This window comes from Capnocytophaga sp. CM59 (genome assembly GCF_000293175.1).
GTDB classification, from domain to species: Bacteria; Bacteroidota; Bacteroidia; order Flavobacteriales; family Flavobacteriaceae; genus Capnocytophaga; species Capnocytophaga granulosa.
On record NZ_ALNN01000005.1, the window covers coordinates 68187 to 94698 of the forward strand.

Annotated in this window: 29 protein-coding genes; 14 read left to right on the forward strand and 15 right to left on the reverse strand. The window is 40.0% G+C overall.

All coding sequences use genetic code 11. The annotated features are described in order from the left end of the window. Position 1 precedes the first annotated feature (1 nt). From HMPREF1154_RS12965 to HMPREF1154_RS01760, 11 genes are all read right to left on the reverse strand, one after another. Positions 2 to 1498 (reverse strand): DUF7017 domain-containing protein, encoded by a 1497-nt coding sequence (locus HMPREF1154_RS12965; protein WP_009640885.1) that lies wholly within the window; start codon positions 1496 to 1498, stop codon positions 2 to 4. After that, entirely contained in the window at positions 1488 to 3569 is a 2082-nt protein-coding gene (locus HMPREF1154_RS01715; RefSeq protein ID WP_009640814.1) for an ATP-dependent DNA helicase, read from the reverse strand. The genes HMPREF1154_RS12965 and HMPREF1154_RS01715 overlap by 11 nt, the downstream gene beginning before the upstream one ends. A 19-nt stretch (positions 3570 to 3588) precedes the next feature. Then, complete coding sequence (locus HMPREF1154_RS01720) at positions 3589 to 5703, reverse strand: response regulator transcription factor (protein WP_009640871.1); 2115 nt, start codon at positions 5701 to 5703, stop codon at positions 3589 to 3591. Then, on the reverse strand, positions 5700 to 7040 hold the full coding sequence (locus HMPREF1154_RS01725) for a hypothetical protein (protein WP_009640783.1): 1341 nt from the start codon (positions 7038 to 7040) through the stop codon (positions 5700 to 5702). Before HMPREF1154_RS01725 ends, HMPREF1154_RS01720 begins: the two co-directional genes overlap by 4 nt. A gap of 9 nt (positions 7041 to 7049) precedes the next feature. After that, positions 7050 to 8423 (reverse strand): reverse transcriptase family protein, encoded by a 1374-nt coding sequence (locus HMPREF1154_RS01730; protein WP_009640769.1) that lies wholly within the window; start codon positions 8421 to 8423, stop codon positions 7050 to 7052. 355 nt (positions 8424 to 8778) lie between these two features. Continuing rightward, positions 8779 to 9774 carry a helix-turn-helix transcriptional regulator gene (locus tag HMPREF1154_RS01735; protein ID WP_009640853.1) on the reverse strand — a complete coding sequence of 332 codons (996 nt, stop codon included), beginning with the start codon at positions 9772 to 9774 and terminating at the stop codon, positions 8779 to 8781. A gap of 49 nt (positions 9775 to 9823) precedes the next feature. Then, positions 9824 to 10444, reverse strand: coding sequence for a 4'-phosphopantetheinyl transferase superfamily protein (locus HMPREF1154_RS01740; protein WP_009640787.1), 621 nt, complete (start codon positions 10442 to 10444; stop codon positions 9824 to 9826). After that, positions 10445 to 11554, reverse strand: coding sequence for a 2-amino-4-hydroxy-6-hydroxymethyldihydropteridine diphosphokinase (gene folK / locus HMPREF1154_RS01745; RefSeq protein WP_009640834.1), 1110 nt, complete (start codon positions 11552 to 11554; stop codon positions 10445 to 10447). Positions 11555 to 11596: 42 nt separating this feature from the next. Further along, a complete protein-coding gene (locus tag HMPREF1154_RS01750) occupies positions 11597 to 12178 on the reverse strand; it encodes an acyl carrier protein phosphodiesterase (RefSeq protein WP_009640782.1) in 582 nt (193 codons plus the stop codon). 70 nt (positions 12179 to 12248) lie between these two features. Beyond that, positions 12249 to 12911 (reverse strand): hypothetical protein, encoded by a 663-nt coding sequence (locus tag HMPREF1154_RS01755; RefSeq protein ID WP_009640851.1) that lies wholly within the window; start codon positions 12909 to 12911, stop codon positions 12249 to 12251. A gap of 68 nt (positions 12912 to 12979) precedes the next feature. Continuing rightward, positions 12980 to 13375: a lipocalin family protein gene (locus HMPREF1154_RS01760; RefSeq protein ID WP_009640883.1), complete on the reverse strand. Its 396-nt coding sequence runs from the start codon at positions 13373 to 13375 to the stop codon at positions 12980 to 12982. 114 nt (positions 13376 to 13489) lie between these two features. Here HMPREF1154_RS01760 and HMPREF1154_RS01765 point away from each other — a divergent pair, with 114 nt between their 5' ends. The 12 genes from HMPREF1154_RS01765 (at position 13490) to HMPREF1154_RS01820 (ending at position 22547) form a co-directional block, all read left to right on the forward strand. After that, positions 13490 to 14245 (forward strand): Rossmann-like and DUF2520 domain-containing protein, encoded by a 756-nt coding sequence (locus HMPREF1154_RS01765; protein WP_009640796.1) that lies wholly within the window; start codon positions 13490 to 13492, stop codon positions 14243 to 14245. Beyond that, complete coding sequence (locus tag HMPREF1154_RS01770) at positions 14235 to 14762, forward strand: KdsC family phosphatase (protein WP_009640875.1); 528 nt, start codon at positions 14235 to 14237, stop codon at positions 14760 to 14762. Before HMPREF1154_RS01765 ends, HMPREF1154_RS01770 begins: the two co-directional genes overlap by 11 nt. A 52-nt stretch (positions 14763 to 14814) precedes the next feature. Continuing rightward, positions 14815 to 15657, forward strand: coding sequence for an aminotransferase class IV (locus HMPREF1154_RS01775; protein ID WP_009640751.1), 843 nt, complete (start codon positions 14815 to 14817; stop codon positions 15655 to 15657). 15 nt (positions 15658 to 15672) lie between these two features. After that, positions 15673 to 17367 carry an Ig-like domain-containing protein gene (locus tag HMPREF1154_RS01780; protein WP_009640741.1) on the forward strand — a complete coding sequence of 565 codons (1695 nt, stop codon included), beginning with the start codon at positions 15673 to 15675 and terminating at the stop codon, positions 17365 to 17367. Beyond that, the gene (locus HMPREF1154_RS01785; RefSeq protein ID WP_009640826.1) at positions 17364 to 18740 is read left to right on the forward strand and encodes an MATE family efflux transporter; all 1377 of its coding nucleotides are present in this window, start codon (positions 17364 to 17366) and stop codon (positions 18738 to 18740) included. The genes HMPREF1154_RS01780 and HMPREF1154_RS01785 overlap by 4 nt, the downstream gene beginning before the upstream one ends. 9 nt (positions 18741 to 18749) lie before the next feature. Then, complete coding sequence (locus HMPREF1154_RS01790) at positions 18750 to 18977, forward strand: hypothetical protein (RefSeq protein WP_009640748.1); 228 nt, start codon at positions 18750 to 18752, stop codon at positions 18975 to 18977. Beyond that, positions 18970 to 19542, forward strand: coding sequence for a phosphatase PAP2 family protein (locus tag HMPREF1154_RS01795; protein ID WP_009640802.1), 573 nt, complete (start codon positions 18970 to 18972; stop codon positions 19540 to 19542). Before HMPREF1154_RS01790 ends, HMPREF1154_RS01795 begins: the two co-directional genes overlap by 8 nt. Before the next feature lie 115 nt (positions 19543 to 19657). Continuing rightward, positions 19658 to 20407: a helix-turn-helix domain-containing protein gene (locus HMPREF1154_RS01800; RefSeq protein ID WP_198004467.1), complete on the forward strand. Its 750-nt coding sequence runs from the start codon at positions 19658 to 19660 to the stop codon at positions 20405 to 20407. 76 nt (positions 20408 to 20483) lie between these two features. Beyond that, positions 20484 to 20861 carry a VOC family protein gene (locus tag HMPREF1154_RS01805; protein WP_009640813.1) on the forward strand — a complete coding sequence of 126 codons (378 nt, stop codon included), beginning with the start codon at positions 20484 to 20486 and terminating at the stop codon, positions 20859 to 20861. Between the two features lie 192 nt (positions 20862 to 21053). Then, entirely contained in the window at positions 21054 to 21608 is a 555-nt protein-coding gene (locus HMPREF1154_RS01810; RefSeq protein WP_009640764.1) for an NAD(P)H-dependent oxidoreductase, read from the forward strand. A gap of 62 nt (positions 21609 to 21670) precedes the next feature. Continuing rightward, a complete protein-coding gene (locus HMPREF1154_RS01815) occupies positions 21671 to 22123 on the forward strand; it encodes an EVE domain-containing protein (RefSeq protein WP_034566690.1) in 453 nt (150 codons plus the stop codon). Next, positions 22098 to 22547: a MarR family winged helix-turn-helix transcriptional regulator gene (locus HMPREF1154_RS01820; RefSeq protein ID WP_009640747.1), complete on the forward strand. Its 450-nt coding sequence runs from the start codon at positions 22098 to 22100 to the stop codon at positions 22545 to 22547. The genes HMPREF1154_RS01815 and HMPREF1154_RS01820 overlap by 26 nt, the downstream gene beginning before the upstream one ends. 137 nt (positions 22548 to 22684) lie before the next feature. Here the strand turns inward: HMPREF1154_RS01820 and HMPREF1154_RS01825 are convergent, their stop codons facing one another. Next, a complete protein-coding gene (locus HMPREF1154_RS01825; RefSeq protein ID WP_009640833.1) occupies positions 22685 to 23062 on the reverse strand; it encodes a winged helix-turn-helix transcriptional regulator in 378 nt (125 codons plus the stop codon). Positions 23063 to 23156: 94 nt separating this feature from the next. Between HMPREF1154_RS01825 and HMPREF1154_RS01830 the strand changes: the two genes are divergently transcribed. Next, entirely contained in the window at positions 23157 to 23702 is a 546-nt protein-coding gene (locus tag HMPREF1154_RS01830) for an NAD(P)H-dependent oxidoreductase (protein WP_009640754.1), read from the forward strand. A gap of 68 nt (positions 23703 to 23770) precedes the next feature. Here HMPREF1154_RS01830 and HMPREF1154_RS01835 read toward each other — a convergent pair whose 3' ends face one another. The 3 genes from HMPREF1154_RS01835 to HMPREF1154_RS01845 all read right to left on the reverse strand — a co-directional run bounded on the left by HMPREF1154_RS01835 (position 23771) and on the right by HMPREF1154_RS01845 (position 25303). Beyond that, positions 23771 to 24631, reverse strand: coding sequence for a hypothetical protein (locus HMPREF1154_RS01835; RefSeq protein WP_009640831.1), 861 nt, complete (start codon positions 24629 to 24631; stop codon positions 23771 to 23773). A gap of 3 nt (positions 24632 to 24634) precedes the next feature. Then, positions 24635 to 24979, reverse strand: coding sequence for a hypothetical protein (locus HMPREF1154_RS01840; RefSeq protein WP_009640804.1), 345 nt, complete (start codon positions 24977 to 24979; stop codon positions 24635 to 24637). 90 nt (positions 24980 to 25069) lie between these two features. Next, on the reverse strand, positions 25070 to 25303 hold the full coding sequence (locus tag HMPREF1154_RS01845; protein ID WP_009640876.1) for a hypothetical protein: 234 nt from the start codon (positions 25301 to 25303) through the stop codon (positions 25070 to 25072). A 117-nt stretch (positions 25304 to 25420) separates the two neighbouring features. Between HMPREF1154_RS01845 and HMPREF1154_RS01850 the strand changes: the two genes are divergently transcribed. Next, positions 25421 to 26395 (forward strand): hypothetical protein, encoded by a 975-nt coding sequence (locus tag HMPREF1154_RS01850; RefSeq protein WP_009640887.1) that lies wholly within the window; start codon positions 25421 to 25423, stop codon positions 26393 to 26395. The last annotated feature ends 117 nt before the right edge of the window (positions 26396 to 26512 follow it).

Consider the following 26512-nt stretch of genomic DNA (forward strand, 5'->3'; position numbering starts at 1 on the left):
TTTAAATAGCTATCCAACCCCATTTTTCTTTCTTTTTATCATAAGAAAGGAGTGCAGTGACTTTTACAAGTTGGCCATTTGTCCAATGATTTTTCTCTATAAGCTGTTGGTTTACAAAGATATCAGTGACAAAACCAACACCTGAAGCTTTTATACTAAGTACTCCCTCTTGCTCTTTTAGTGCCTCACAAGTAGCGGTTTTATCCTCCTGAGCGGTGAGTAAGGTATAGGCATTTTTCTCTTCGTCGAAGACCTCCATACGTACTTTTAGCACCTGCCCTACCTGAGGATTCCTCAGGAGTTTATCATACTTGAAATAGCCCTGTTTTTGTTTGTTCTTGACAAAATTAGCTATTTTCTTTTCCTGATTCACATAAGAAAGCACTATGACCTCTTGAGGAATATCCTCATATAGAATAGCCTCTGCCTGCCCTTTATACTTATTATATAGAACTTTGTTATCATTAAGTGGTTGCGCCTGAGCATACCAAGATTCTTGTTGCCATTGTTGTAGCTGATTAGGCACTTTGTGTCCGCTTTCTTGCTTCTCCTTTAGCACCGCTTCTATCTCAGTACGTGCCTCATTATAGAGTTGCTTTTCTATCAGTTGCTTAGCGAGACTTGTACGCACTCTCCCCAAGAAAGATTCGGGCGTCTTTAAGGTTAAGGCCTTACATAGACAAGCAAACTCTTTTTCTTTGTCTGTTACAATTTCACTAAGGAGCTGCCATACCCAGAAATCATTCTTTTTCTTCTTAGCAAAAGGCAAGAAAGTAGTGAGTGTATCGGTATCTCCCAAAAGGAGTTCCATTTTTGCTTTGTAATAAGGCAAGAAAGTATATTCGGGATGTGCTTCTATCCAGCTATCCAAAGTAGGAAGGAAATCCCTAACCCTTTCCTTATTCACATTATAGGTTATTTCTCCAAAACCATTGGAGGTAGGTTCTCCTTTTAGGATGTTTTTCCCATAAGCATAATAAATACGCTCGGCCAAAGGCATCTGCTTTCTGTCATTATATACCTCTGGCAAGAAATCCTCAGGGCGAAGGTACTTGAGACACTTACCCATGACCTCTGTATATTGATAACTCTCCTTAAACACCTTGTGTAGTGCGGTTACAAGTACAGAAAACTCCTTAGAAGGCAATGTAAAATACATTCCCTTAAGACTCTGATATAAGCTATTGGCCTTTTGGAAATCTACCTTCTCCCCTACTTTGGTACTCGCCAGCAGTTTTCGGTATTCCCATATGAGGGTATCAAAGACCATCTTCTCTTCGGGAGGCATCTGCAAGTCTTTGATTTTCTGTACATTTTCCAAAAAATTATTGATATTACTCTCTGCTGCGGCCTTCTTAGCAAACTCATAATACACCCAGCTTAGAGATCTTTTATTCCATATATTATCAGGCTCTTTATTATAATCTTCCTGAGCATAGGTAAGTGCTTCCTCTAATTTTCCTTCCTTGCGTAGCTGGGTTATTTCTTTAAATGACATATTCTTTTAGTTTTTGGATTAGTAATTGTAGTTTTTGGTCGTCTGCCCCTTTCATGGATTTAGGCATAGCCCTTGTGAGTTGCTGCTTGCTATTGAAATAAAACTGTATATAAGCCCCCTTACCCTCGTCTGTTCTTAAGCAATAGAGCACTATATAGTTGGCGGGTTTTTCTTCTACATTAGTAATGACTACCTCTGTATCCTCACAAGCAGACTGCATCAGTCCGTATAGCTTTTCAAAAAGCGGTGTAGATGGGGTATAATCAATTTCAAAAAGCATCTCATCATTAGGCCTGTTCAGCAAGATCAATACTTCCGATTGCCACGGAGTAGCCCCATGATGTAGTGGGGTAAAATCCTTGAAAACACCCGCCCCAGAATGAAAAGCATCAAACACATCCACTTGCTCCCCATTACTAATAGTATAACGCTCTTGATAGTCTCCTTTGCTCTCTACCTGTTCCACCCTATAAGGTGTATTTTCCAAATTGGCCACTACCTCCCAGTATTTCAAACTCTTAGCGCGATGTTGTCCTTCCTTATGGAAAGGAGATAATGGAATATTTCTTAGACTAAAAGTCTCATTCGGCATTTTGGAAACCGCTCCTATTTCTGATATTTGGAAAGAAGAAAAGCAAGTAGTATAAGGCGCATTAGCCGCATAACACCTCTTTACCGCACGAGTGGTAGCGGTATAGCTCCAGCGCAAGGCATCATTGTTAAGTCCAGTTCGCCCAGAATAATCCACAAAAGTCGTATCCCATTCGCCCCCTTGTGATTTATGGCAAGTAATGGCATAGCCATACTTTACCCGTAGTGCGTTGAAATAAGGGTCATTCTTCAGCATATCCTTAAATTCTTGAGAATGTCTGTCGTATTGACCTTTACTTTTTGTATCAAAACGGATCATAAAATCAACGAAAAGAGCCTTCTTCTCGTCTATAGAGAGATCTCTGTTTATAGAATTAAGCAGTGTATCAATAATATAATAGTCCAATATCATATCACTTCCTTCTGGGCATATCTTTACTTTTCTCCAAGAGATGGTAATATGCTTTCTTCTGCCTGTTTTTTCATCTTTTTCTAAAGGAATTTCACGTGTTTCTACTTCATTAGCGGCTTCTATAACCTTTACCATATCCCCATTAAACAGTTCTATTTCTCCATTATAGTTGTTCTGATTGATAAGTAGGATATCTCCTGCTACCACATTAGGCGAATTAGGAAATATCTTTGAACGGATATTCTGATTATAATGCAGGCAGCTGCCATTAGAATAAGCAATCACGACTCCCTGTCCCAGCTCAGGCATAGGGTATCTATCGGTGTATTGGGAGGTAATCTCTTCAGTGCTTATCTTTACAAAGTCTCCATCATAATCAAGGGTCAGTTCAGACTTGATAGGATTTGCTATGAGCTGACGGATAGTCGTTGCATTTTTAAGAATAAGATTGTCCCCTTGTCGCACCACTTGTTTTAGTTCTGCTTGTGCTACTTTTAGCGATTTAGATAGGAAGAAATCCTCTTCCAAAGCATGAGATACTGAATCGCTTACAGGAGGGAGCTGTGCAGGATCACCAACGAAGATCATTTTGTTATGTCCTCCCCTTACACGACTATAGGTTAGCAAATCGGCCAAGAGAATATCTGTGCCAAATTGGAAAAACTCTTGTTTATTTTCAACATTAGAAACCATAGAAGCCTCATCTACAATGAGCACCTGCCCCTCTGCTTCATTTATCCTCACTGGGTATCTGTACTTATATGTTTCATCATCTGTTTCTACATCATCAAAAGCATAGATTGTTCTGTGTATAGTAGCTCCTTGTCCTACCTTCTTACGCAAAATCTTAGCGGCGCGCCCTGTAGGTGCCATGACTTGGCACTGTGTTTTTTCCTCTTGTAGGTAGCTGACCAATCCCTTAAGCAAGGTTGTCTTCCCACTTCCTGCATATCCCTTAAGGATAAATATTTGGGCATCGGAAGAGAGAAATTTTTCTATCTTTTCCAAGGCATTGTGTTGGTCATCGGTAAGGGTAAGGTCTTGAAAATGGTTAAAAATGGCGGACATAATGGTTAGTTTTGAGTGGTTAATGTTGAGTTTTGAGTTGTTTTACTATAGTATAAATTGTATTTAGTAATACGATATTTTCTTGAGCTGTTGTTTTTTTAGACTCTTTGATAGTCTTAGGGTGTATAATATTATTTCTATTCTTACAAATTGCCCCTATATTAGCAACAATTTTTTTAGGATCTCCATTTAAAGATTTTTCATAGATAAATAATATTTTATCTTTTGTGGAAGGATATTTGTTTTCTTCAATTGTTTTAAATATTTGAGTCTTTTGATCATAAGATTCTATGGGTTTTAGTTCCTTTGCTATTTTTATAAACTTTCCTGATTCATCTGTATAAAAGTCATTGATATGTTCAATAATTTTAAACAGAGATATATAAGAAAGATTAAAATAAGCATTATCTTCGCTCGTCTTTTTAAGACATTCAAAAGCTATATCAAGTTGAAGTATTATCTCAGATCTCAAATTCTGCTTTTTATTTTCAAGTTTTATATCTAAGCTCTCTTTTATAATATTGGTTATGGTATATGCTTCTTTAAGAAAAATCATACGGATACTTCTTTCCATTATTCTCTTAAAGTTAGCTATCGTTTCTTCTGTAAAGTTGGGATTGACACTATTCTCTGGAGCTTCCTTAATTATGAAGCCATCTGCTCCCAAACGCTCTAAGGCTTGCAAGTTCCATATTTTATTCGTGGCAGAGAAAATGAGCACCTGTATTCCTTTGTTGTATTCTTTTATCTGCTTTAGTATTTCCATACTTGTAACTTCCTCTATAGGTATTTCTTTACTAAAGTCAGCATTATGAAGTCGGAAATCAAGAATAACAATATCTATATCTTTCTCTTTTATTCCCTTTATGGAAGTAGTTATTATCTCTTCCTTTGATAGTTTTTTAATATCATCCTCCAGACATTCATAGTCCAAATTACTTCCATCACAAAGAAGGGTAGCGAATATCTCATCCCAACCTTTTTCTGCTTCATCATCTATATACAATATTTTAGGAGATTTTTCATCGTCCTTTTCTATTCTGACTGCACTTAGCTCGTTTCTGACGACAGGATAAATAGTTTGTAAGTACTTGAAATACAAGTTTTGCTGAATATTTCTATTGATAATATCTATTCCCTCATCCCTAACTCCTGTTCCTATGGTAGTTACCCATCTATAGATAGCCCATTCATTAGCAATTGTATGATTATCTTTGGGAGCGGCGAGTACTAATTTTTGTATCTCTTTAGTCAATTCATCCTCCTTAAGAGAAGATATGGTATTCTTATCTGCTTCTTGTATGGCTTTTTTACTATAATCAATCAGAAAGACATTTTTAGTCTTCAGTATATTAAAACAAGGGTGTTCTAATAAATCTTTATAGCCTACAAAACCATAGATATAGATATTACTAAGTTGGTTTATAGTCTTCGTACAACGTATATGAACTGCTAATCGCAGTCCATTATAGTCAGACAAAGAATTTCCAAAACATAAAGGAATGAATATATTATCATATTTATCTCCATCTAATTCCTCACTTACAATAGTGTGCAAACGACTATCAGAGAAGTCTCGCTTCTCTTCATCTTCATATAGAGTTACCTCAGGAGCATTTTCAAAAGGATTATCTATATAATCTTCACTTGTAAGAAATAGAAGATTTTTGTAAATAGAAGCTATAGGAGCAAGATTATCTTCTTCATTATTCCTCTTTTCTAATTCGGATAAGAGTTGTTGCTCCCTCTCTGGAGAAGCACCATATAGGAGATAGCCAATATTAAAATCTCCTTCTTTTACTCTATCTAAAAAAACAGTCAAGTTTTTATAGAATACATCCGCAGGTAAGTCTATTCTATTCTCACTCTTTCTTCGTTCATTTTTACTTCCACTAAATACTCCAATAGATATAGCTTTTTCTTTATTTCGCTGATATATTTTCTCTTTTGTATTCTTATCAGGAAATGATTCGTGTAAAAAAACAATATTCTCCTTATTTTTTAGGATATCCTCAAAAAATTCTTCCTCCCTATGAATAGTTTCTACTATAGTCTTATATTGGGCAAAATGTTCTTCTGTCCAACCATACTCTATTTGTCTATTTATTTGTTCATCAATAATATATATCTTCATTTTAGCCTTAATTTATATTTTACACCTCCTACTTGAGATATTTCTTCTTTTGATACTACTTTCCGAAAATGTCTCCCTTTACCCTCATCCCATTCACCTTCCCATAGATTAATACAATAGCTCTTCCCTTCTTCTTTAAAATCAGCTTCTATATACAAGTTGGTTATTCCATTTATCTTATTTATAAGACTTGTTTGAAAATCTCCTATTCTTTCAAGCGCATTATCAGATGTCTTTAAATAGAAAGGGCAATGAGGATGAATATGAAGGATCTCAAAATAGACCTCTTTCTCTTTTTCATAGAAAGATAATACTATTTTATGCTTTTCTCCTTCTTTTAATCTGTATTTTTTATTTTTTTCAGGGATTGTATCTGTAATATCTTTCAATATTTCATCATATATTTGTAATAATTTATCTACATCAGTAAAAAGTTCTATATTTTCATAGAATTTTTCATCAAAATGAAAATCAATTTTTGTCTTCCACTTCTCATTTCTATACTCTAATAAATTTTTTAGGGAATTATCGGAGCGTATATGAAATAGATATTTAAAGTGTATTACCAATTCAGAGAAATCTCGTATTTTTCTACCATTTAATCTTGAAGTAAAAGGTTTTTTGAATTTAAAAAATACTTTTTGTTTATTTTTTAAAGTTCCATTAGGGTGAGGTACACAATCAGGATGGGCATCTGACCAAGCTAAGAGTTCCTCATTTGCCCAGTTCATTTCTATATTATCCGAACTCCATCCTTTTTTTTCTCCATCATAATCCTTTCCTGTAAGATAAACTAATATAAGATTCTTTATATTCTTACTGAAAAAATATTTATTCTTTTTTTTCCCTTTCTCATTAAGTAGTTCTTTACCATTTCTATCAAGATCACATAATTCATAAATCCTTTCCTGTAATATTCGTTGGTGTTCTCTTACTGTATAGGTATCTATATTAGCTATCTTTTTTATATAATCCATTATGTTGTCTCCCTGTATTTCTCCTTCATCAATAGTATGACAGGTATATTTAAGCAATGGATCTTGATTGTAGGCCAATAAGAATGTTGCTAATCCATTTCCTGAAAAAGGGTATATATACTTGGGTAAAGAATCTTCAATTTTTACCTCTTTCTCTATTTCATCTGGCTCTTCTTCCTCAGATATAGGTGTAGGAGTTATAGGTGTATTCTTCTCCAAAGAAGCTACTTTTTCCTCCAATCGCACTATATCCTCATTACGTTCACGAGCAACCAGTGCCAAGACTCGCTCCTTCTGCTCAGGAGTTAGCTTGTAACTCCTAAGAAGTTCTTGAGCAAAGGTATATTTGTTCTTATCCATAGTCAAAAATTATTTTATAATTCTACCTTTCATACTCTCCATAATTTCTTTAGGGTCTTCCTTATCAAAAATTTCTATCATTTCAGAAGGAGAGAGCAATTTTCCTATACGATTACGAGATATACGAATGTTAAGCAAGCTATTTTTCATTCCATTCTCTTCTAAGAGAGTAATAAAACTCGCAGCTTCCTTTTCTGTAGCTCCTGAGCATATTTTAAAGTTCTCTATTCCCATTTCCCTATACACTTGTTCCGCTTTTTCTATCCCATAAGTCTCCCATACCTGTAATAATTTTTCGATATCCAAACCAAAAGCTTTATTAAAGCGGTCTTGTAGCTTTAGGTAGGTCGAATCTTGTTCTCCTTTTACCATTTTGAGGTAAAGAAGTTTACCTTCAAGCACCAATTTCATAGAAGAAGCCTCTTTTATATGCCCTTTGTCCTTGACATAGTCCTTTTTGAAAAGGATCTCTGCCTTCTTATATCCATAGGTTTCTATATAATGCAACCACATACGAAGTTGCTTTACATAACGTCGATAGGTATTGACCTTTTCATTTACGATAAGGCCGGTTACTTCTTGGCGATATTCTTTCTGCTGTAAGCGCGTTTTCTTTTCATTGATAGTCAGCCCTTGGGAGGTGATGATACGTTGCAACTCACTTAGGAAAGCTTCTTTTTTGAAGATACTTTTGTTAGAAGAAAAAGTAATATCGTCCGCATAGCGGGAATAGGTGGCTCCAAAACGCTTGGCCAAGCCACTAAGCTTCTTGTCCAAGCCGTAGCAAAGGATATTGGTCAAGGTAGGTGAGGTAGGTGCTCCCTGTGGGAGTATAATACGAGTCTGCCCCTCTATCTCTATAGGGTGGGTACAAAGGGAGGCTAAAAAGAAAGCCAAAGGCTCTCGCTCTCCTGATAAGTTAAAGGGCGCTTGGGTAAACATCCATTTGACTCTCTTTCGCTCAAAAGAATGAAAGAAGTCTTTCAAATCTATGTTATATACATAGTTCTTCCCTATATGCATTTGGGCCCCTGTGGCAATAGACTTGCCTGGTACAAAACCCATAGCATTAGTATGAGGAGTAAAGAGGGTTTGTAATACAACATTAAAATATCGTAAAAGCTCTCCAAATGTATCATAAGGCGCCATAATAGTACGTTCTCCTCCTGATTTCTTCTTGATCTTAAAGATATAATACCTATCATACTCACAGAACTTAGGATTGGCATATTGGGTAAAGAAAGATAAAGAAAAAGGCGTTGCATTCTCCCCTTCCATAAACTTCTTCACTTCATTGAGTAAATCCAAGAAACTCTCCTTACGCTTTAAGGAAGCAAAGGTAGTTTGTATATAGCTAATTTGTTCTGTGGTAAGGGTTTTCATTATATATAGTTTTAAAATGGTTCTAAAAAACACCTGTATTTCTATTCTACTTGTATGAATATAATATACCAGAGAAGGTTCTTATGAAATCAAGAAAAATGATATTTTCAATATCAATATAAATCAATATCAATATAATATAGCTATATTTATCTTGATCCATTGGTAACCTTATACTTAGGAAAATCCTAAGCCAATTGCCGACCTGAAACTTAAATCATCCAAAAAGGGATAACTCAAACTTCCAGCAATCAAAGAAATCAATATACTCACAGGTGTTTTAAAGAACGTTTTCTTGAACGGTGCAAAGGTATAACCCTTGTGTGCAAAGTATTTGCACACGAACAATTATTTTTTATTTTTTCATATCATACTGATTTAGTGCATTTTGTAATCTTTTTTGGATACGCTCTCTAAGCTCTATAGGGGATAAAACAGTTATTTTCTCTCCAAAGGAGAGGATAAGGGTCTCCAATTCGTAGTTGAGCTTGACCTTAAGGCTTACTTTGTTGTCCCTGAGTCGCTGGGAACTATGCAGAGGCTTAGTGGCTATATAGGGGATAATCTCAGGGCTTAGCGCCAGCTCCACAGTCTGTACTTCTCGGTCTGCAAAGTTAGTAATTCCGATGATATCTTCAAAATATTCTTCGAAATCTATAGTATTTTCTTGATAAGGATGTTTGTCTGCCTGTAGTTTTTGGATTCTGTCCAAGGCAAAGGTTTCCAACCTATCCGTAGTGCCATTGTAGCCCAAGAGGAACCAACGATTATTATACTGCTTGAGGTAATAGGGAGAAAGGGGCATCTCTTTAACCTCCTCGGTAAAAGGCTTATAGGAGAGTTTGATAGTTTGCTTGTTGAGTATATAGTGGTATAGCTCGTTGAGATATTCAGTGCCTTTGAGATATTCGTTGTCTTGGAAATCAATGATTTGTTCTTGGTAGTCTATATCCAATACCGCTTGTATCTTGGTGGCCACTTCTTCTATGCCTTCGAAGCCTTGGAGCTTTTTAATTCGTGCAAGGATAGAGAGCGCATTGGTAATCACTTCCTTTTCAGGGGCACTCAACTCTTTTTTAAGGATAGAAAAATGAGGATCTTCGTAGCGGAAATATACATTTTTTCCTTCCTTGATACGGGCAATGGGGGCATCAAAACCATCGGCACTTTCCATAAAGCGGATATCATCATAGATAGTGCGGCGGGAAATCCTAATTTCTTCCCCATAATATTCAGAAAGGCGATCCGAACAAACCTCTATAAGCTCTTGTATGCCAAAAGTCTTATATCTGTTTGCAAAACACTCATCTAATATCTTATAGCGCAGTTGGGCGTTTTTATTCGTGGCCATTTCTTAATAGTTTTGAGTTTTGAGTTTTTAATTTTGAGTTGTTTTCTTTTCATTCTTCACCTACCATTGACCAAATGTATCCCTCCCAAAAAAAGCTCTGTACCTCGTAGGCCTTATCGCCTTCGGGGCAGGTGATGAGGGCTTGTTGGCAAGGGGCGAGGGCTTGGAAATGAGGTATTTGCAAATCCTCATAGAAGCGAACCGAGGGTTGGTCGGCAATCTTATAGAGCGCTTCCTTGATCGTCCATAGCTGGGTATAGGCTTGTATTTGGGTAAGCTCGTCCATATCGGGGGGGGCTTGCCAAGGGGTAAAGCGGGGGGCAAGGCGAAGGATACGGGGGGTACAGCGCTCTATGTCTATCCCTATGGGGCGCGGGCTTAGGGCAATCATCACAAAGTCTTGGCTGTGAGTGATAGAGATATATGGCCCTTCAAGCAGTGGCTTGCCCTCAGGGGTATAGTAAAGAGCTGTGGTAGGTAGTTGTGCCTCTCGCAACAAATGGCGAATAGCCAAGAACTCCCGCTGCTTCTTCTGGCTATGGAGCGTCATCAGCCGCTCTTCCTCCCCTTGGGAGAGGGTGAGACCAGCTCTAAGCTGCGCCACCGTCTCGGTGAGTTGCCATGTATAAACATGGGTATCGGCTATATGGAGTTGCTGGAAAAAAGGCATCTATTTCGTAATTAGGGCAGTAATAAACTGGTAATCGTCTTGGTTATTTACAAAATCCATATAGGAGACATCTATAAAAAGAGTATGCAGCGAGGGATTACGCTGCAAAAAAGACAGATAACTCTGCTCGATACGTTCTAAATAGGTTTTAGAGATAGGCGATTCGAAACTTCTCCCTCTTTTTTGTATATTCTTTAGTAACGTATCGGTATGTTGGTGGAGGTAAATATACAAATCGGGCTTTATCATTCGCTCAAAAAGTAAATAGAACAGCTCTTCATAGAGGGCATATTCCTTCTTAGGAAGCGTCTCTTGAGCAAAGATAAGCGATTTGGAAAAGGCATAGTCAGCCACCAAGAGGGGATGTTCGTTCAGGGAGAGGGTATGCTGGAGTTGCTTATAGCGGTCTTTGAGAAAGCTCAGTTCGGTGGCCAAGGCATAGCGCTGTGGCTGCTTGTAGAAGTCCTCCAAAAAAGGGTTAGTGGCAAATTCCTCCAAGAGTAATTGTCCTGAAAAGTCTTCCGCCAAGCGGGTGGCCAAGGAGGTTTTCCCTGCGCCTATATTCCCCTCTATGGTGATATAGTGATAGGGAATGGTAGCCTTGTTCATAGGCAAGGCGAAGTCCTGTTTTACTAAGGTAAGAGAGGCCGTATCAGGGCAGACTTCAAGGAGTTGGCTTATCTTTTGCCCTTTGGCAGGGTCTACAAAATCGGGAGCTATATCGGCTAAGGGTTGTAAGACAAAGCGCCTTAAAGCCAACTGTGGGTGAGGTATGCAGAGTGTATCGGTTTGTACGACCTTATCATCATAGTAGAGGATGTCAATATCCAAGGTACGTGCCTTATAACCCTCCGAGGGCTGAGAGGTACGCACACGCCCCAAGCGGGCTTCTATAGCATGGAGTCTCGGCAGGAGCGCCTCCAAAGGTAGGTCGGTATGTAGCTCTGCGCAGATATTATAGAAAGGCTCCGAGCTAAACCCCCAAGCTGGGGATTCGTATAAGGGCGATACCTTCACAACTTTGCTGACCTCACGATGCAGGAGGAAGAGTGCATGCTGGAGGTACTGTGCCCTATTACCGAGATTACTACCTAATGAGAGAAAAAACATAGTTAGTTTTGAGTTTTGAGTTGCCAAGGATTGTTAGGATTGTTATTTGTCAATTGCTATAACAAACTCTTGTATTTCTTTAAAAAAAGGAAGAAACTCGGCTTCAAAGAGAGGTTCTTCGGTTTGCAGAGAGGTAATCGCATACTGCATTTGGGAGCGAAACTCGGTTCGTCTATCCATCTGATAGAGGATTCGTGCCAATCCTGTATAAGTCTGATAGGCTTTAAGCCAATTATCTCGCATCATATAGCCAGCAATAGACTGCATTTGGGGATTTAGCACCTCCTTTTTTTCCTGCAAAAGTGCATAAAAGCGCTCAATATAGCCATCGAAATCCTCCGAAGAGAACACTCGCCAGTGCTTGGTCAAGAAATAATCATAGAAAATATCTGTAATCACTCCCGCATAATGGCCATAGAGAGGCACCAACCGCCTTTTGCTTTCTCGAAAAAGAGGATGGGCATCGGTAAAAGTATCTATTTGCCTATGTAGGAGAATACCACGCTGTACTTCTTCTGGATAGTCCAGATACTGCTTACCTCGTATGGTATCTCCCATAAAATTCCCCAACTTTAGCAGGTCATTCTCTTCTCCTGATAAAAAAATATGTGCTAAAAAATTCATTTTTAACGATTAATGATTAATGATTAACGAATTAAGAATAATCATTATCAGCGTTAATCATTAATCATTACTATTTGTCTTTTACGATTACAAACCGAGCTTTGTAGCCAGTGAGCAACGCCCAAGTTTGGTTGATAAGCGTTTGGTTTTGGTCATCTATCACGAGGAACTCAGCCGTGTTGGGGCCATAGAGTCCTTGGTTGAGTGCCTTAATTTCTATCTTGTTAAAACCTACTTTTAGGGGAATATGTAAGCGCTGGAAGTCACCACGTAAGTATACATTGCTTATCACCAACTCATCATTGAGGTATATATCTACTATATCCCCATCTACATCGGCATAGTCGCGGCAAAAGATACCCACCCCCTCGGCAGTGCTGTTGAACTCGCCATAGGACTTATCACCCCTAAGGGCAGAGAGGTCTTGCTCCTTTTCCAGTTTCAGATCAGTTTGGTACTTAGGCAGGGTAATCTCCTTTTGGGCATATTGCTTGCGGTACTGACCAGTGAAATCCACGCCCTTGTCTTCTGAGGAAAAGGAGGGCGTAGGGTTTTGCTTTTGGTAATTCTTGAGCCAAGAGGACACCTCGGAGCTCTTCTGCTCTGCCCCCTTGGGTTGTAGGGGAGCCTCTTTCTTTGGAGTGAGTAGGAGTGACCCTGAAGAGAATTTCTCTGGTTGAGCATAGAGACAAGCCGTAGCTAATAGAAATAGGGTAAGAAATAACGTTTTCATACCCTAAGAAAAGCAAAAATCATACCAAAATAGTGACTAATGACTAACCACTAGTGACTAATCATTTGTTACTTGTCACTAGTTTTTCTGACAAGTTTTACTTTAGAGACTATTTTTTGTCCTTGGATCTCAGCGGCATCGGTAATGATGAGTGTATCTCCTTTGATTTGGTAGAGGCTACGCTCTATACGCTTGAGTTCGTTGGTTACCTTGATACTGTCAGGTGTTGCCGTATAAGGAAGGCGGGAGATATTTTCCTTACAATTATCAAATGGGACAAAGGCGTGATAAGTAATCGAATCCTTACCAAAGGAAAGATAGGTCTTCTTGGTACAATCGTCCAAGGGTTGTGTCTTATCATTTACAGCGATACTTGCGATTTGCCAATCTCCCTGAAGAGACGGCTTTTTAGAACAGGCACTAAGGAGTGCCAAAAGGGCGGCAAAGCCTACGAGTTTTCTCATGAATGTAATTTTAAGTGCAAAAGTACGGTTTTTCTCTGAGCTGACCTAAAAAAATAAGAAAAATCTTTTGAGGTGTCATAAAAATATAGTACTTTTGGCATTTGTTTGCTATCTATGAAGAAAGTAGTCCTTTTGGGCGGGGGCAATGTGGCCTATCACTTAGCCCAACGACTTACAGAAAACCCTCAATACCAGCTCGTACAGCTATACAATCGCAGTCCACTAAGTACTGCCTTTGACGCAATTGTGGTAGAGAAAACCACCCAGTTGGAGGCTTTGTTCCCTGCTGATATTTATATCCTTTCAGTCAAAGACGATGCCATAGCCGCGCTCTCTGAGCAGCTCCCTTTCGAAGGGCGCTTGGTAGTACATACCTCAGGCAGTGTGCCTATGCAGGCGCTTAGTGCCCGCCAAAGGCGTGGGGTATTCTACCCCTTGCAGTCTTTTTCCATAGCGCAAGCGGTGGATTTCTCAAAGGTTCCTTTCTGTTTGGAGACGGAAGAAGTCGCTGATTATGCACTTTTGGAGGGCTTGGCCAAGATGTTTTCCCCCAAGTGCTATGCCATAGATAGTTTGCAGCGACAATACCTACATGTGGCGGCTGTTTTTCTAAACAATTTCACCAACCACCTATGGTATCTCAGCCAGCAACTCTGTACACGTGAGGGGATTCCTTTTGAGCTGTTGCAACCGCTACTGAAGGAAACCTACCTCAAGGGGCAACAATTGTCTTTCTTTGAAGGGCAAACAGGCCCTGCCAAAAGGGGGGATCGTACTGTGATAGAGAAACATTTAGCCCTGCTACAAGGCATAGAAAGAGACATTTACCGAGATATATCAACTTCTATATTGACAACTTATGGAAAATAAAAATTACAAGGAATTATTAGGTGACATCACCACTTTTATCTTTGACATAGATGGGGTACTTACCCAGTGCCAAGTTTTGGTGCAAAACGATGGCGATCTCTTACGTTCGTTCAATGTAAAAGATGGTTATGCCATTAAGCAGGCAATCAATCAGGGCTACCGCATTGCCATTATCACTGGAGGAAACAACATAGGCACTCGCCGAAGATTTGAGCAATTGGGTGTTACCGACATCTATATGGCTAATCACCTGAAGATAGAGCCCTTAAAAGAGTATATGGATAAGTATGCCCTGCGCCCTGAGGAAATTCTCTATATGGGGGACGACATTCCCGATGTAGCACCGATGAAGCGTGTCGGCCTGCCTACCTGTCCACAGGATGCGGTACCAGAAGTGAAGGCCGTAGCCCGATATATCTCCCACCTGGGCGGCGGACAGGGTTGTGTGAGAGAGGTCATAGAACAGGTGATGAAGGTACAAGGCAAGTGGCTGACCGAGCTTACACAAAGACTATAGGAGAACCCGAAAATAATCCGTAACTTTGCCCCCCTTAATGTAACTGTAACGAATGATCAACTATAACGGAGAAATACAACAGACCTCCCCTGCCCTTTCAGCTAAGAATCGCGGTTTCCTCTACGGAGATGGCGTCTTTGACATTGTAAAATATGTAGAGGGTAGTCTCTTTTTTTGGGAAGAACACTACCTACGCCTGATGGCTACCATGCGTATTGCACGTATGGAAATCCCAGCCAACTTTACCATGGAGTTCTTAGAGGCTGAAATCAAAAAAACAATACAGGCCAATGCCCTTTCGGCCAAGCCCGTGCTGGTGCGTACTATCATTACCCGCCGAGAAGGAGGGGGCTATACACCCCAAAGTGCTGAGGTGAATTATTGCATGGATATAGAGGGAATCACCACACCCTTCTACCAAAACCTGCGCATTGGTTATGAAGTGGAGCTATTCAAGGATTATTACACCCAGGCCGACTTGCTTGCTACGCTGCTAACGACCAACCAATTGCTTAAGATCATCGGAAGCGTATTTGCCCAAGAGAATGATTACCAAAACTGTATCCTGATGAATACGCAGAAGAATGTGGTGAGCTTCTTGGACGGAAACCTGTTTTTAGTCTTTGGCAATCAGGTAGTTACCCCTCCTTTATCGGAAGGAGCGCCCAATGGGATTACCCGTAAAAAACTCATAGAAGCCATAGGAAAGGCCGATGGCTTCACCATAGAGGAACGCCCTGTCTCACCTTTCGAATTACAAAAGGCTGATGAGCTATTTCTGACCAACACCCGACAAGGCATACAGTCGGTGAGCAAATACCGCAAAAAGGAATATGCCAATGTGGTAGCTACCCAGCTATTGGGCAAACTCAATACCGCTGTACACTTGGGATAAATAGGACAAACTATTATGAAAAAAACATACCTTTATCTGCTCGGTGGTGTGCTGCTGCTGTGGGTAGCTTGTGCTCGCGTAGGCTCTCCTACGGGGGGCGCACAGGACAAGACCCCTCCGAAGGTAGTGAAAACCATCCCCCCTAACGAATCGGTGAACTTTACAGGCAACCGCATTCGCATCTATTTCGATGAGTTTGTTACCCTTAAGGACATACGCAAACAGCTCATCGTCTCCCCTCCTTTGGCCTATTTCCCTGAGATTACCCCTTCGGGAAATGCTTCCAAGTATATCAATATCAAGATATTGGACACTCTAAGAGCCAATACCACCTATACCCTTAACTTTGGTAAGAGCATACAGGACAACAACGAAGGTAACCCCTTGAGCTTCTATACTTATACCTTTTCCACTGGCAACACCATTGATTCACTGACCCTTAAGGGGCGTATCAAGGACGCACTGCTCCCCAAAGCGGACAATTTTGTCAATGTGATGCTCTATGAAATGGGAGAGAAGTATTCCGACTCGGTAGTGTATAAGGAGCGACCTCTCTATGTAGTCAATACCTTAGATAGCCTCACCTCCTTTGAGCTTACGCACCTGAAAGCCGGCAAGTATAGGTTGGTGGCGATGAAGGACAAGGACAACAACTATCTTTTTGATCCTAAGAGTGATAAGATAGCTTTCTACCCAACCCCTATTACGATACCTACCGATAGTACTTACACCCTTTCCTTATTCAAGGAGGTGCCCCAGACACAAACCTCTCGCCCCTTCCAGTCGGGTGAGCAACGTATCAGCATAGGTTATCAGGGAGAAAAGGACAGTATCCAAGTAAAGCCCCTCTCTCCCCTGCCTGCCGATTGGAAATGGGTTATGGAAAAAGAGCCTGCCAAGGACACCCTATGGCTGTGGTATCACCCCAAGGTGGAGGATTCGCTCAAGCTCTTGGTAAAGAGCAACCGAACTGATACCATCAAGGTCAATCTGCGTAAGATGAAACCCGAAAAATGGAAAATCACTCCTGAGTTTAAGGGTATCTCTCCCACTGAAGAAGAGATTGTGCTCTCTTCCAATACGCCTATCCACACCTTCAATAAGGAAGCCATAAAGATAATGGTTGCTAAGGATAGTACCGAAATAGGATTTGAACCTATTTTCACCCCCAACACCTCCCAAATCACCCTCAAGGTAAAGGTAAAAGAAGGGGAAAAATACCGGTTCAAGGCTTTTAGTGCCTTTGAAAACTTCTTTGGTCAGAAGAGTGATACCTTACAGGACTCCTTCACTGCCAAGAAAGTAGAGGATTTTGGCTCCCTTAAGCTCACCTTTAAGGATGATGTACCTTTGCCTTTTATCATTGAACTTACTGATAAGGAGGCCAAGAAGGTACTCTATGAGCAATATGTGGAACAGACCAGCCCTTCCTATAGCTTTCCTTTTCTCAAAGCGGGCAACTACCGCCTGCGAGTGATAGAGGATCGCAACCGAAACAAAAAATGGGATACAGGTAGCTACCTTAAGCACCTGCAAGCCGAACCTGTGCACTACTTTGCCAAAGAGATAGAGCTACGTGCCAACTGGGAGATAGAACAAGAAATCTCCCTTGCGGAACAAGCTGAAGAAAAACCCAAACCAACTAAAGAAAAAACCACTACTACTGAAGAAAAACCTACTAAGACAGAAGAAAAACGAGTGAAAAAATGAAACAATACATCAACGAATTTGGCTATAACCTCCGCTTAGCGCTTCCTATCATACTCTCCATGCTGGGGCATACCTTGGTTGGAGTGATTGATACAGCCATGGTAGGAAAGGTAGGTACTCTGGAGCTTGCAGCGGTCTCCTTGGGCAATAGTTATGTCTTCCTACTGATGTCCTTTGGCATCGGTTTCTCCACTGTAATTACTACCCTTACCGCCGAATCGGTCAAGAAGAATGATACAGCCCAGACCAAGTCCATACTCACCCATGGCCTGCTGACCCATACGATCTTGGGAGTCCTTATCTTTGCAGGGCTTTTCCTTTCCGAACCCCTGATGCGCTACACCCAACAGAAGGAAGAGGTGATTGCCTTGGCGGTACCTTATGTACATCTGGTAGCTGTCTCTATCATTCCTATGATGTTCTTTCAAGCACTCAAGCAATTCGCCGATGGCTTTTCTATTACTCAATATTCACTCTATGTAACTATAGCGGCCAACCTGCTGAATATCTTTCTAAACTACCTCTTTATCTATGGTAGTTGGGGTTGTCCACGTATGGGCGTACTGGGGGCTGCTGTAGGTACTTTGGCCTCCCGTGTGGTGATGCCCATCCTGCTTTGGCTGATCCTCTACAAGGATACCCGCTTGACCCAATATATGACAAGGCTTATGCCCAAGATAGATGGTGCCATGATTCGCAAGTTCCTCCATATAGGCGTTCCCTCTGGTCTTCAAGTGGTCTTTGAAGCAGGTGTTTTTATTGCTGCCACTTGGCTCAGCGGCGTACTGGGAGAGATCTATCAGGCTGCCAACCAAATTGCCTTGAGTATAGCCACCCTGACCTTTATGATTGCCAATGGCATGAGCGTAGTGGCCATGATACGTGTGGGCAACTACAAGGGTTTGGAGGATTATGTCTCTTTGCGCCGTGTGGCTATTTCTATTTTCCTTTTCATTCTCCTAACCCAAGGAGTATTAGGAGGACTCATGGGGCTATTGCGCTACCAGTTGCCTGAACTATTCTTGGACACCGATAAGCTCAGCTCATCCACTAACATAGGCTTAGTGATAGAGGAATCGGCACATCTGCTGCTCATCGCTGCCCTCTTCCAAATCGTAGACGGAATCCAAACAGTTGCTCTAGGGGCACTACGTGGCTTGCAAGATGCCAAAGTGCCTATGATACTCTCTTTTATATCCTATTGGATCATAGCTTTCCCTATTTGTTATTACTTAGGACTACACACCCCACTGAAGACCACAGGTATCTGGATAGGGCTCCTTATAGGCCTGGCTTTGTCAGCACTGCTACAAACTGCCCGCTTTCTGCTACTCTCTGGCAGACTTATAAAGAATCATCCAACTAAGAACTAAAAACTAATTATGGCATCATTTCCTAAATTTTTGCTCGGTGATAATACTGATTATCCCGACGCTATTTTCATCATTCATACGGAATTTCCTCGCTTTATCCTCAACCTTGCCGACGATGAGGTCGAATGGTTGGAGGAGTTTGACCAGGAGGACGAAGAAGAACTTGCCGCCTCCGCCGAGGGGCTTATCCAAGAGGCTACCGCTTTCTATGACCGAGAAATAAGCCGTTATGAATAGTTTTATAGAAACCCTCAATAGCCTTGACCAAGAGATGATTCTCTTTCTCAACGGCTTAGGTACGCCCCTATGGGACGGATTTTGGCTGGTGATAACTAACAAATGGACAGCTATTCCCCTCTATGCATGGTTGTGTTGGTCTTGTTATAGGCAGTATTCGCTCAAGCAATTTCTCTGTATACTGCTGTGTGTAGGGGTAATGATTGCTTTGACTGACCAGCTCTCCAACCTCTTCAAGGTACAGTTTCACCGATTACGCCCTTGTCATAACCCATTGATCAACGGTCAGTTGCGATTCACCCATTGTGGAGGACAATTCGGTTATTTCTCTGCTCATGCGGCCAATACCTTTGCCTTAGCTATGTTCTTAGGCCAAGTTCTGAAGCCTCGCTATCCCAAACTGCTGTTATGGCTATTGTTATGGGCGGCAGTAGTCTCTTATAGCCGCATCTACTTAGGAGTACATTATCCCTTTGATGTGCTTACTGGCCTATGTATAGGACTCCTCTTTGGCTATGGCATGTATCTTTTATTTAAGAAACTGATTGTCAAACGAGTGAAATAAAAACTTCCTGCTTGTAACAAGCATGAAGTCTTCTTGTTAATTGCTAATTATTTATTACTTTTGCAGTCCATCAATAGCAAACAACGTGTTATCACTTCGTCCCTATTATCACCCTATGCAATCGGTTATTCCTGCGGAAGAAAAAGAGGTTACCTATACCGAGTTTCTTCCGTGTAAGGCTTTACGTCCGTTTATCTATTGCTATTGGGAACTGAAATCACCTTCGCGTAACACACCTTTTTGCTACCGAGTAGTAGCCGATGGTTGTATAGATCTATTTTTTGACTGCAACGTCCCGCAGATGAGTTCCGTTATGGGCTATTGCAATACGTATGTTGAGTTTCCCATAATGGGTGCTTTTCACTATATAGGGGTGCGCTTTTTGCCCAGTGTATTTCCGCTACTTTTTGGTCAAGATGCTTTTGAAATCAGCGCACAAGAAATTCCTTTGCGCGAGGTAGTTCCTCTTTTGGCTACTTTTATCGCTCAGCAGTTGGAAACTCCTCTTTCGTTAGCTACCATAGCACAACGCTTGGACAACTATTTTCTTCGTCACCTATCTCAACGTCCTTTGCTGATAGACAACCGCTTTTTCTCGGCACTCTTACAGATATTGCAAAGCAAAGGCAGCATACACATCAGTGAGTTGGATACTGGCATCAGCACCCGACAGTTGCGCCGCCTTTTCGACTACTACATAGGCGATAGTCCTAAGACTTTTAGCAATATTGTGCGCTTCCAACATATACTAAGAGTGAAAGCCTACCATAACCATTCCTTTTTAGATACTTATTACGACCAAGCTCATTTTATCAAATCGTTTAAAACATTCTATGGCGATACCCCTAGTAAGGTGTTGGGCTGAATAATGTCCGTTTTTTACAATCATATTCCTTATGCTTGCGGTACTTTTGCCTCCGAATAACAAATACATTATCAGAATGAAATTAAACGCAGGTATTATCACCGAGAAATTAGCTGAGAGCAAGGCTTTCTACACCGAAGTACTGGAATTTGGCGTTACTTTTGAAAACGACTTTTATTTGCTGTTGCACACCCCCAATCACGAAGCAGAAGTCAGTTTTTTGTTACCTAATCACCCTTCGCAACAGACTCTGTTCCAGAAACCTTTTACCCAACAAGGCGTATATCTCACCATTGAAGTAGAGAATGTAGACGACTATTACCACAAGCTAAAAGAACAGGGAGTACCCATTGCCATAGCGCTTCGCGAAGAGCCTTGGGGCGATCGCCATTTTGCCATTATAGACCCCAACGGCATCGGTATTGATATCGTAACCTATTCAACACCAGAGTAAGATATTGAAAATAAAATATACCCCCCTCCCCACTAGTAGGAAATACTACGAGCGGGGATTTTTTATATCCCTAACTCATAGTAATACCTACACCTTAAAAAAATATTTATAAAATAATATATAGTAAGTTTGCTTATTATATAAAAACATATTACCTTTGCGCCCGAATAAAGAAGTAAATTTAAATTATATATGAAAGTTTTAATTATCAACGGGCATCCTACTATGGAGACGTCTAACGCCAATAAGGCTATTTTAGAAGAAGTAAAACGCTTACTCCCTGAGGCTGAAGTAAGTAACTTGCAAGCTCTCTATCCTAACTATCAAATTGATGTAGCTGCCGAACAAGCTAAACTTGTAAAAGCAGATGTAATTGTATGGCAATTCCCCGTGAATTGGTATTCGCTTCCTGCCTTGTTGAAAAAATGGTTAGACAACGTATTTTCACACGGCTTTGCTTATGGCGACAACAAGCTGATGGGCAAGAAACTCATCCTTTCTTTCACTACCGGAGCACCTGAAGAGGCTTACCAACATGGTAGCACACAGAACTATCCATTTACCGATTTTCTCAATATTCACCGCCAAACTGCCAATCACTGCAAACTGCTATTCCAAGAGCCTGTAATCTCTTACGGAATGAAGTACATCCCAGGAGTAATGCCCGAAGAAGTGCTTACAACCCTACAACAAAGAGCCAAAGATCACGCCGCTCGATTGGTTGCGCAAATCAAAGAATTAAACTAATTTTGCAATTGATAAAAATCGCCGTGTGGCAGTGTGTCACACGGTTTTTATTCGATTTATAAATGAAAAAAAGACCTATCAAATATTGGATTATCGTGGCGAGCAAAGACCACGTACAAATGGGCGTTGCGGGAGGATTTGCCCAAGCCTGCCACGGCAAGGCACAGCCTTTGAAGCGTATGCAGGAGGGTGACGGTATTCTCTATTACTCTTCCAAACGCTATTTTGGAAAAGAAGACAAATGCCAAGCCTTCACGGCTATTGGCAGCGTGAAAGACGAGGAAGTCTATGCCTTTCAGATGAGTGAAAATTTCTGTCCGTTTAGGAGAAATATTACTTTTGTAGACTGCGAAGAAACGCCCATAGCCGACCTTATCGAGCTATTGGAGTTTATCCCCAATAAAAAAGCGTGGGGATATCCTTTTCGCTTTGGTATTTTGGAAATATCCGAGAACGATTTTAAACTTATAGCCTCTAAAATGTTACACAATGACCTCTCAGCCCTCAATTTTTAATTTGAAAGCCGAAGAAAGCTCAGGGCTTTTACTTTGGCAGGTAGGTATGTTGTGGCAACGCGGAATCAAAAAAGTGTTGCAACCTTTCGACCTCACACACCCCCAGTTTGTACTCTTGGCGAGTGCCCAGTGGTTCGCCCAACAAGGAAAGGAAATCACGCAGGTATCTTTGGCGAATTTCACCAAGATAGACCCAATGACTACCTCGCAAGTAGTGCGCACTTTGCAGAGCAAAGACCTCATCACAAGGGAAGAACACAAGACCGACACCCGCGCCAAAGTAGTTGCTATCACCGATAAAGGTGCCGAACTCATCGCGCAAGCTGTCGCTAAGGTCGAGGCTTTCGACGATGAATTTTTCAGTATTTTAGCAACCGAACAGCCCTCGTTCAACACTCAACTGCACAAACTTTTGACGAATTAGCAGAATCGTTTTGCTCCTTGCTATCCTTGATATATGGTTTTCTTTTGGGTATTAATAGAGTGAATGCTTTGAAGAAGGGAGCGGAGAATAATTGAGCAATTAGAAAATTAGAAAATTTGGAAATTAATAATTGTGTTTTATTCTGTTAGGAAAGTTCCTTTTTCAAGCACAATTTTATTTCCCCATTGGGTAAGGGCATCGAGTATAGGCAAAAAAGATTTCCCTAAGTCGGTGAGTGAATAGATAGCCACCAAAGGAGGTTTTTCGCCATAGACAACTTTAGAAATAAGCCCGTCGTTTTCCAATTGTTTTAGCTGGATACTCAGCGTAGTTTCGGTTACCGAATAGAGGTCTTTTCTCAGTTCGCTAAATCGCTTTTCACCTTCTTTAAGGTGGTATAAAATCACGGCTTTCCATTTTCCTCCTATCAAATCCATCGCTACGGCAATGGTGCAAGGATAGTTTTTTTCTCCTAAGCGAACGCTGGAGGCAGTACACTCTAATTTTGTTTCCATAATAGTTGAAATTATAAAGTATCTATTTAGATAGTTATTGCCAGATTGAAAGTTGTACTATAATTTTGCAGGAAAATTAAAAAATAATTTCAATATGGCATTAGTAATTTTAGCACACCCCCATTTTGACCAATCAATAGCCAATAAGGCTATCATAGAGGAGCTTTCTCGTAGCGATATAGATTTTGAAATCAGAAATTTATCAGCGCTATACCCTACCTTTCAAATAGATGTAAAAGCAGAGCAAGAAGCCTTACTCAAGCATCAAGAGGTTATCTTTCAATATCCTTTTTATTGGTATAATATGCCAGCTATACTCAAGCATTGGTTTGATGAGGTTTTCACGTATCAGTTTGCTTATGGTTCACAAGGAGATAAGCTCAAAGGGAAATATTTTATCCCAAGTTTTACCGTTGGGGCACCCGAAAGTGAATATCATACTTTGGGAGAACACCATTTCAAAGTATACGAGTTTTGTAAGAACTTAGCACAAACGGCTTATTATGCACAGATGAAGTATGTAGAGCCTCTATATTTTCACGGGACATCAGTAAATGCAGGTTATACCAAAGAGAATATAGAAGCAAAAGCCAAAGCGCAAGCCCAACGATTGTTAGCATTTCTTTCTTCGCTGAAATAACACACAAATTAGAATAAGAAAACACCCTTCCCACTGGTAGGAAATACTACGAGCGAGGAGGGTTTTTATTAGTTATTCTTGATTTTTTCTATAGTTTTCGTATAGAACGTGGTTATATTAAGTCCGTATTGGGTATATTCACCTTTTTCTATAAACTTTTCGCCTGAGAAATAGATTTCTTGGGTATAAGTGGCGTTGTTTTTGGGAGTTTGTTCCTCTATTTCAAAAATGAGTTTATCAGCGTCTATATATTTTCTTGTCTTATCAAGTGAAAAAGGCACATTAGTATTTACTCTTCCTAACATCTGAAGACCTTTATCATCGTAGGCAGCATTTAAAGTACTATAAACGGTAGTATCGGCTTCGTTGATGATAGTGCCTCCATTCATTTTTAGGTTCTTTTTGTATTTGTCCTTAGTGCTTATCATAAATACTTCCGTATCTATAAAATAATCCCCTAATTGATCATCTAAAAAATCTAAAATAGTAGCAATATCCCTCTTTTTGAATATCTTTTTATTTAGGAAAAGAGCATATTTATCACTTAGTAAATACTTATCTTTATTTACATATATAATATTAGGTTTTTCAACGTAAAATAAAAGTGTATGGGTGTAATTTCTATCGCCTATAAGTAGTTGTAGCTTATCGGTATCTATTTTTTTCGTAGTAATAAAGTAAGAAAAGGCATCTTTTTGCGCTATATCCTTTAGGGTATCTCTTTGATGGACAAATAAAGTATCCTTTCTGCGATTGAAACGCAAAAAGGTATAGTATTCACGGCTATCCTTTCTGTCGGGGAGCAGTGAATCGGTTTGGTTGTCTACGGCATAGCTTTCGTATTGTGTTCTAACTAATACTGCTTTTTGCGCCCATAGTATATTTTGCCCCCAAAGGAGGACTAATAATAAAGGGAGTAGTCTTTTCATTTGCTAATTCTCTAATTGGCTCATTTTCTCAATACGTTTGTTGAGTTTTTTCAATTTCTTTTTGATTTGTTTTTCTTGGCGTTTGGCACCTCGTAGGAGCTTCTTGGCAAACTTTTTTTGTTTCTTGCTGATATGCTTATTAAAAGCAAACATTACATCTTTGTATTTGCCCGCTAAAGAATTTTTTGCATTTTCTTTGTCTTCGATGGCTTTGGCAAGCTTGGCTTCCAATTTTTCTTTTTCGGCTTGTAGCTCGGTAAGTGTTGAGGGTTGCTCTTGAGATTGCGCCACGGCAATACCGCCTAAAAATAGCGTGAATAACGCTACTATCAAAAATCTTTTCTTCATCTTTTTCAGTGCTTTTTTAAAGGGTGCAAAGATAGTGATAATTTGTTTATTTGCTAATTAGCGATAATTTAAATATAATACTGATTTGCCCTACTCTTCTATTTCCTCAAAATACCTATCCAAATGGCATCCTATTTCCATATCTTCATCGGAAGTATTTCGTAATACCATAAAGTGACAATTTTTCTCGGCATTAACGAATACAAAATTGTGTTCGCCGAAGTACGCTTGGTATCCCTCATCTACTAACGACCAAACTTCACCCGCTTTAAAGCTGAAAATATCATTTTTTATGCGATAGTTTTTACCTACTTGCAATTCCATAATAATATGTTTTTTTAAGGCACAAAGATAATAATAATTAGTCAATTTGCTAATGAGCTAATTAGCAAATTATTTACTACCTTTGCCGAATAAACAGTTTGCAAAAAAGAAAAGGATATGAGCGATTTTAAACTAACACTTTTGAGAAAATGGGAATTTGACAATGAATTCTTCTCTGTCTATGCTTCGATTTTGCTACCCGACGGCACTGCCGTAATCCTAACTTCCGATCATACCGATTGGCATAAATATTACGCCCTTGTCCTTTCTGCTGAAGGCGTCAAAAAGATTCCTATTGAATATACCCCAACATCCAACAGAGATTATCCTGTGCTTTTCAGATATAAAGAAGGGTTTGGCATCATCATCTCGGCAAAAGAAGTACGGTATTACTCAGATATGCATTCGTCGCCAGCACTCATTCCGATAAAAAATAAATCATTACTCAGATATAACATTGTACCAGAGAAGGCAGAACAGCGGTATTTTCAAAATATATCCGATAGCCAAACGATTCCCGTTTGTTTTGAAAATGAAGTTTATTACGGCAATGCAAGATGTTTTGCCCTTTTAGAATTTGATGATACTGCCAAAGCGGCCAAATGGAAATCCTTTTCTTACATAAATAAAAAAGCATTTACACATCGTGACCATAGAACCACTGATACACCAAAAATAGACAGTCTTAAAATATGGGACAAAAGAATTTACGCTTTCATCCCTGGGGAGAGTGTTTCATCGGTTAATAAATGGGGAATGGATTATTATGCACTTGCACAAATCTCTGCCGACGGGAAGGTCATCGAGAAGATGATCGAATCGGACAATTTGCATACCGGTCAGAAAAAACGTGGGGTCAATGGGTGCTTTACAGAATCTGAATATGTGATACTAACACCTGTCTTTAAAACAGATGATTGGAAGGGTAACCAAAAAGTATTTTCGCTCACCACTCGCGAATATGGCAATATCATCTTACCTAAAGGAATGACAAAACACAAACTCCAAAATATCACAGGTGACCTCTGCTTGACCTCTCTTTTCGACAAAGGTTTAAAAGAAATATCCTTGTGTAATTACAATAACTCATAAAACACCTTAGGTATTAGCTTTTATGTCTTAAAAAATTGGTTTTATAACTTAAGAATCCAGTATGACTAATTTGCTTATTGACTAATTATTCTTACCTTTGTACTCGAAAAACACCTC

Coding starts and splice junctions, on each gene's coding strand:
- HMPREF1154_RS12965 (WP_009640885.1), bottom strand. CDS start 1,498: ATGTCATTTAAAGAAATAACCCAGCTACGCAAGGAAGGAAAATTAGAG.
- HMPREF1154_RS01715 (WP_009640814.1), bottom strand. CDS start 3,569: ATGTCCGCCATTTTTAACCATTTTCAAGACCTTACCCTTACCGATGAC.
- HMPREF1154_RS01720 (WP_009640871.1), bottom strand. CDS start 5,703: ATGAAGATATATATTATTGATGAACAAATAAATAGACAAATAGAGTAT.
- HMPREF1154_RS01725 (WP_009640783.1), bottom strand. CDS start 7,040: ATGGATAAGAACAAATATACCTTTGCTCAAGAACTTCTTAGGAGTTAC.
- HMPREF1154_RS01730 (WP_009640769.1), bottom strand. CDS start 8,423: ATGAAAACCCTTACCACAGAACAAATTAGCTATATACAAACTACCTTT.
- HMPREF1154_RS01735 (WP_009640853.1), bottom strand. CDS start 9,774: ATGGCCACGAATAAAAACGCCCAACTGCGCTATAAGATATTAGATGAG.
- HMPREF1154_RS01740 (WP_009640787.1), bottom strand. CDS start 10,444: ATGCCTTTTTTCCAGCAACTCCATATAGCCGATACCCATGTTTATACA.
- folK (WP_009640834.1), bottom strand. CDS start 11,554: ATGTTTTTTCTCTCATTAGGTAGTAATCTCGGTAATAGGGCACAGTAC.
- HMPREF1154_RS01750 (WP_009640782.1), bottom strand. CDS start 12,178: ATGAATTTTTTAGCACATATTTTTTTATCAGGAGAAGAGAATGACCTG.
- HMPREF1154_RS01755 (WP_009640851.1), bottom strand. CDS start 12,911: ATGAAAACGTTATTTCTTACCCTATTTCTATTAGCTACGGCTTGTCTC.
- HMPREF1154_RS01760 (WP_009640883.1), bottom strand. CDS start 13,375: ATGAGAAAACTCGTAGGCTTTGCCGCCCTTTTGGCACTCCTTAGTGCC.
- HMPREF1154_RS01765 (WP_009640796.1), top strand. CDS start 13,490: ATGAAGAAAGTAGTCCTTTTGGGCGGGGGCAATGTGGCCTATCACTTA.
- HMPREF1154_RS01770 (WP_009640875.1), top strand. CDS start 14,235: ATGGAAAATAAAAATTACAAGGAATTATTAGGTGACATCACCACTTTT.
- HMPREF1154_RS01775 (WP_009640751.1), top strand. CDS start 14,815: ATGATCAACTATAACGGAGAAATACAACAGACCTCCCCTGCCCTTTCA.
- HMPREF1154_RS01780 (WP_009640741.1), top strand. CDS start 15,673: ATGAAAAAAACATACCTTTATCTGCTCGGTGGTGTGCTGCTGCTGTGG.
- HMPREF1154_RS01785 (WP_009640826.1), top strand. CDS start 17,364: ATGAAACAATACATCAACGAATTTGGCTATAACCTCCGCTTAGCGCTT.
- HMPREF1154_RS01790 (WP_009640748.1), top strand. CDS start 18,750: ATGGCATCATTTCCTAAATTTTTGCTCGGTGATAATACTGATTATCCC.
- HMPREF1154_RS01795 (WP_009640802.1), top strand. CDS start 18,970: ATGAATAGTTTTATAGAAACCCTCAATAGCCTTGACCAAGAGATGATT.
- HMPREF1154_RS01800 (WP_198004467.1), top strand. CDS start 19,658: ATGCAATCGGTTATTCCTGCGGAAGAAAAAGAGGTTACCTATACCGAG.
- HMPREF1154_RS01805 (WP_009640813.1), top strand. CDS start 20,484: ATGAAATTAAACGCAGGTATTATCACCGAGAAATTAGCTGAGAGCAAG.
- HMPREF1154_RS01810 (WP_009640764.1), top strand. CDS start 21,054: ATGAAAGTTTTAATTATCAACGGGCATCCTACTATGGAGACGTCTAAC.
- HMPREF1154_RS01815 (WP_034566690.1), top strand. CDS start 21,671: ATGAAAAAAAGACCTATCAAATATTGGATTATCGTGGCGAGCAAAGAC.
- HMPREF1154_RS01820 (WP_009640747.1), top strand. CDS start 22,098: ATGACCTCTCAGCCCTCAATTTTTAATTTGAAAGCCGAAGAAAGCTCA.
- HMPREF1154_RS01825 (WP_009640833.1), bottom strand. CDS start 23,062: ATGGAAACAAAATTAGAGTGTACTGCCTCCAGCGTTCGCTTAGGAGAA.
- HMPREF1154_RS01830 (WP_009640754.1), top strand. CDS start 23,157: ATGGCATTAGTAATTTTAGCACACCCCCATTTTGACCAATCAATAGCC.
- HMPREF1154_RS01835 (WP_009640831.1), bottom strand. CDS start 24,631: ATGAAAAGACTACTCCCTTTATTATTAGTCCTCCTTTGGGGGCAAAAT.
- HMPREF1154_RS01840 (WP_009640804.1), bottom strand. CDS start 24,979: ATGAAGAAAAGATTTTTGATAGTAGCGTTATTCACGCTATTTTTAGGC.
- HMPREF1154_RS01845 (WP_009640876.1), bottom strand. CDS start 25,303: ATGGAATTGCAAGTAGGTAAAAACTATCGCATAAAAAATGATATTTTC.
- HMPREF1154_RS01850 (WP_009640887.1), top strand. CDS start 25,421: ATGAGCGATTTTAAACTAACACTTTTGAGAAAATGGGAATTTGACAAT.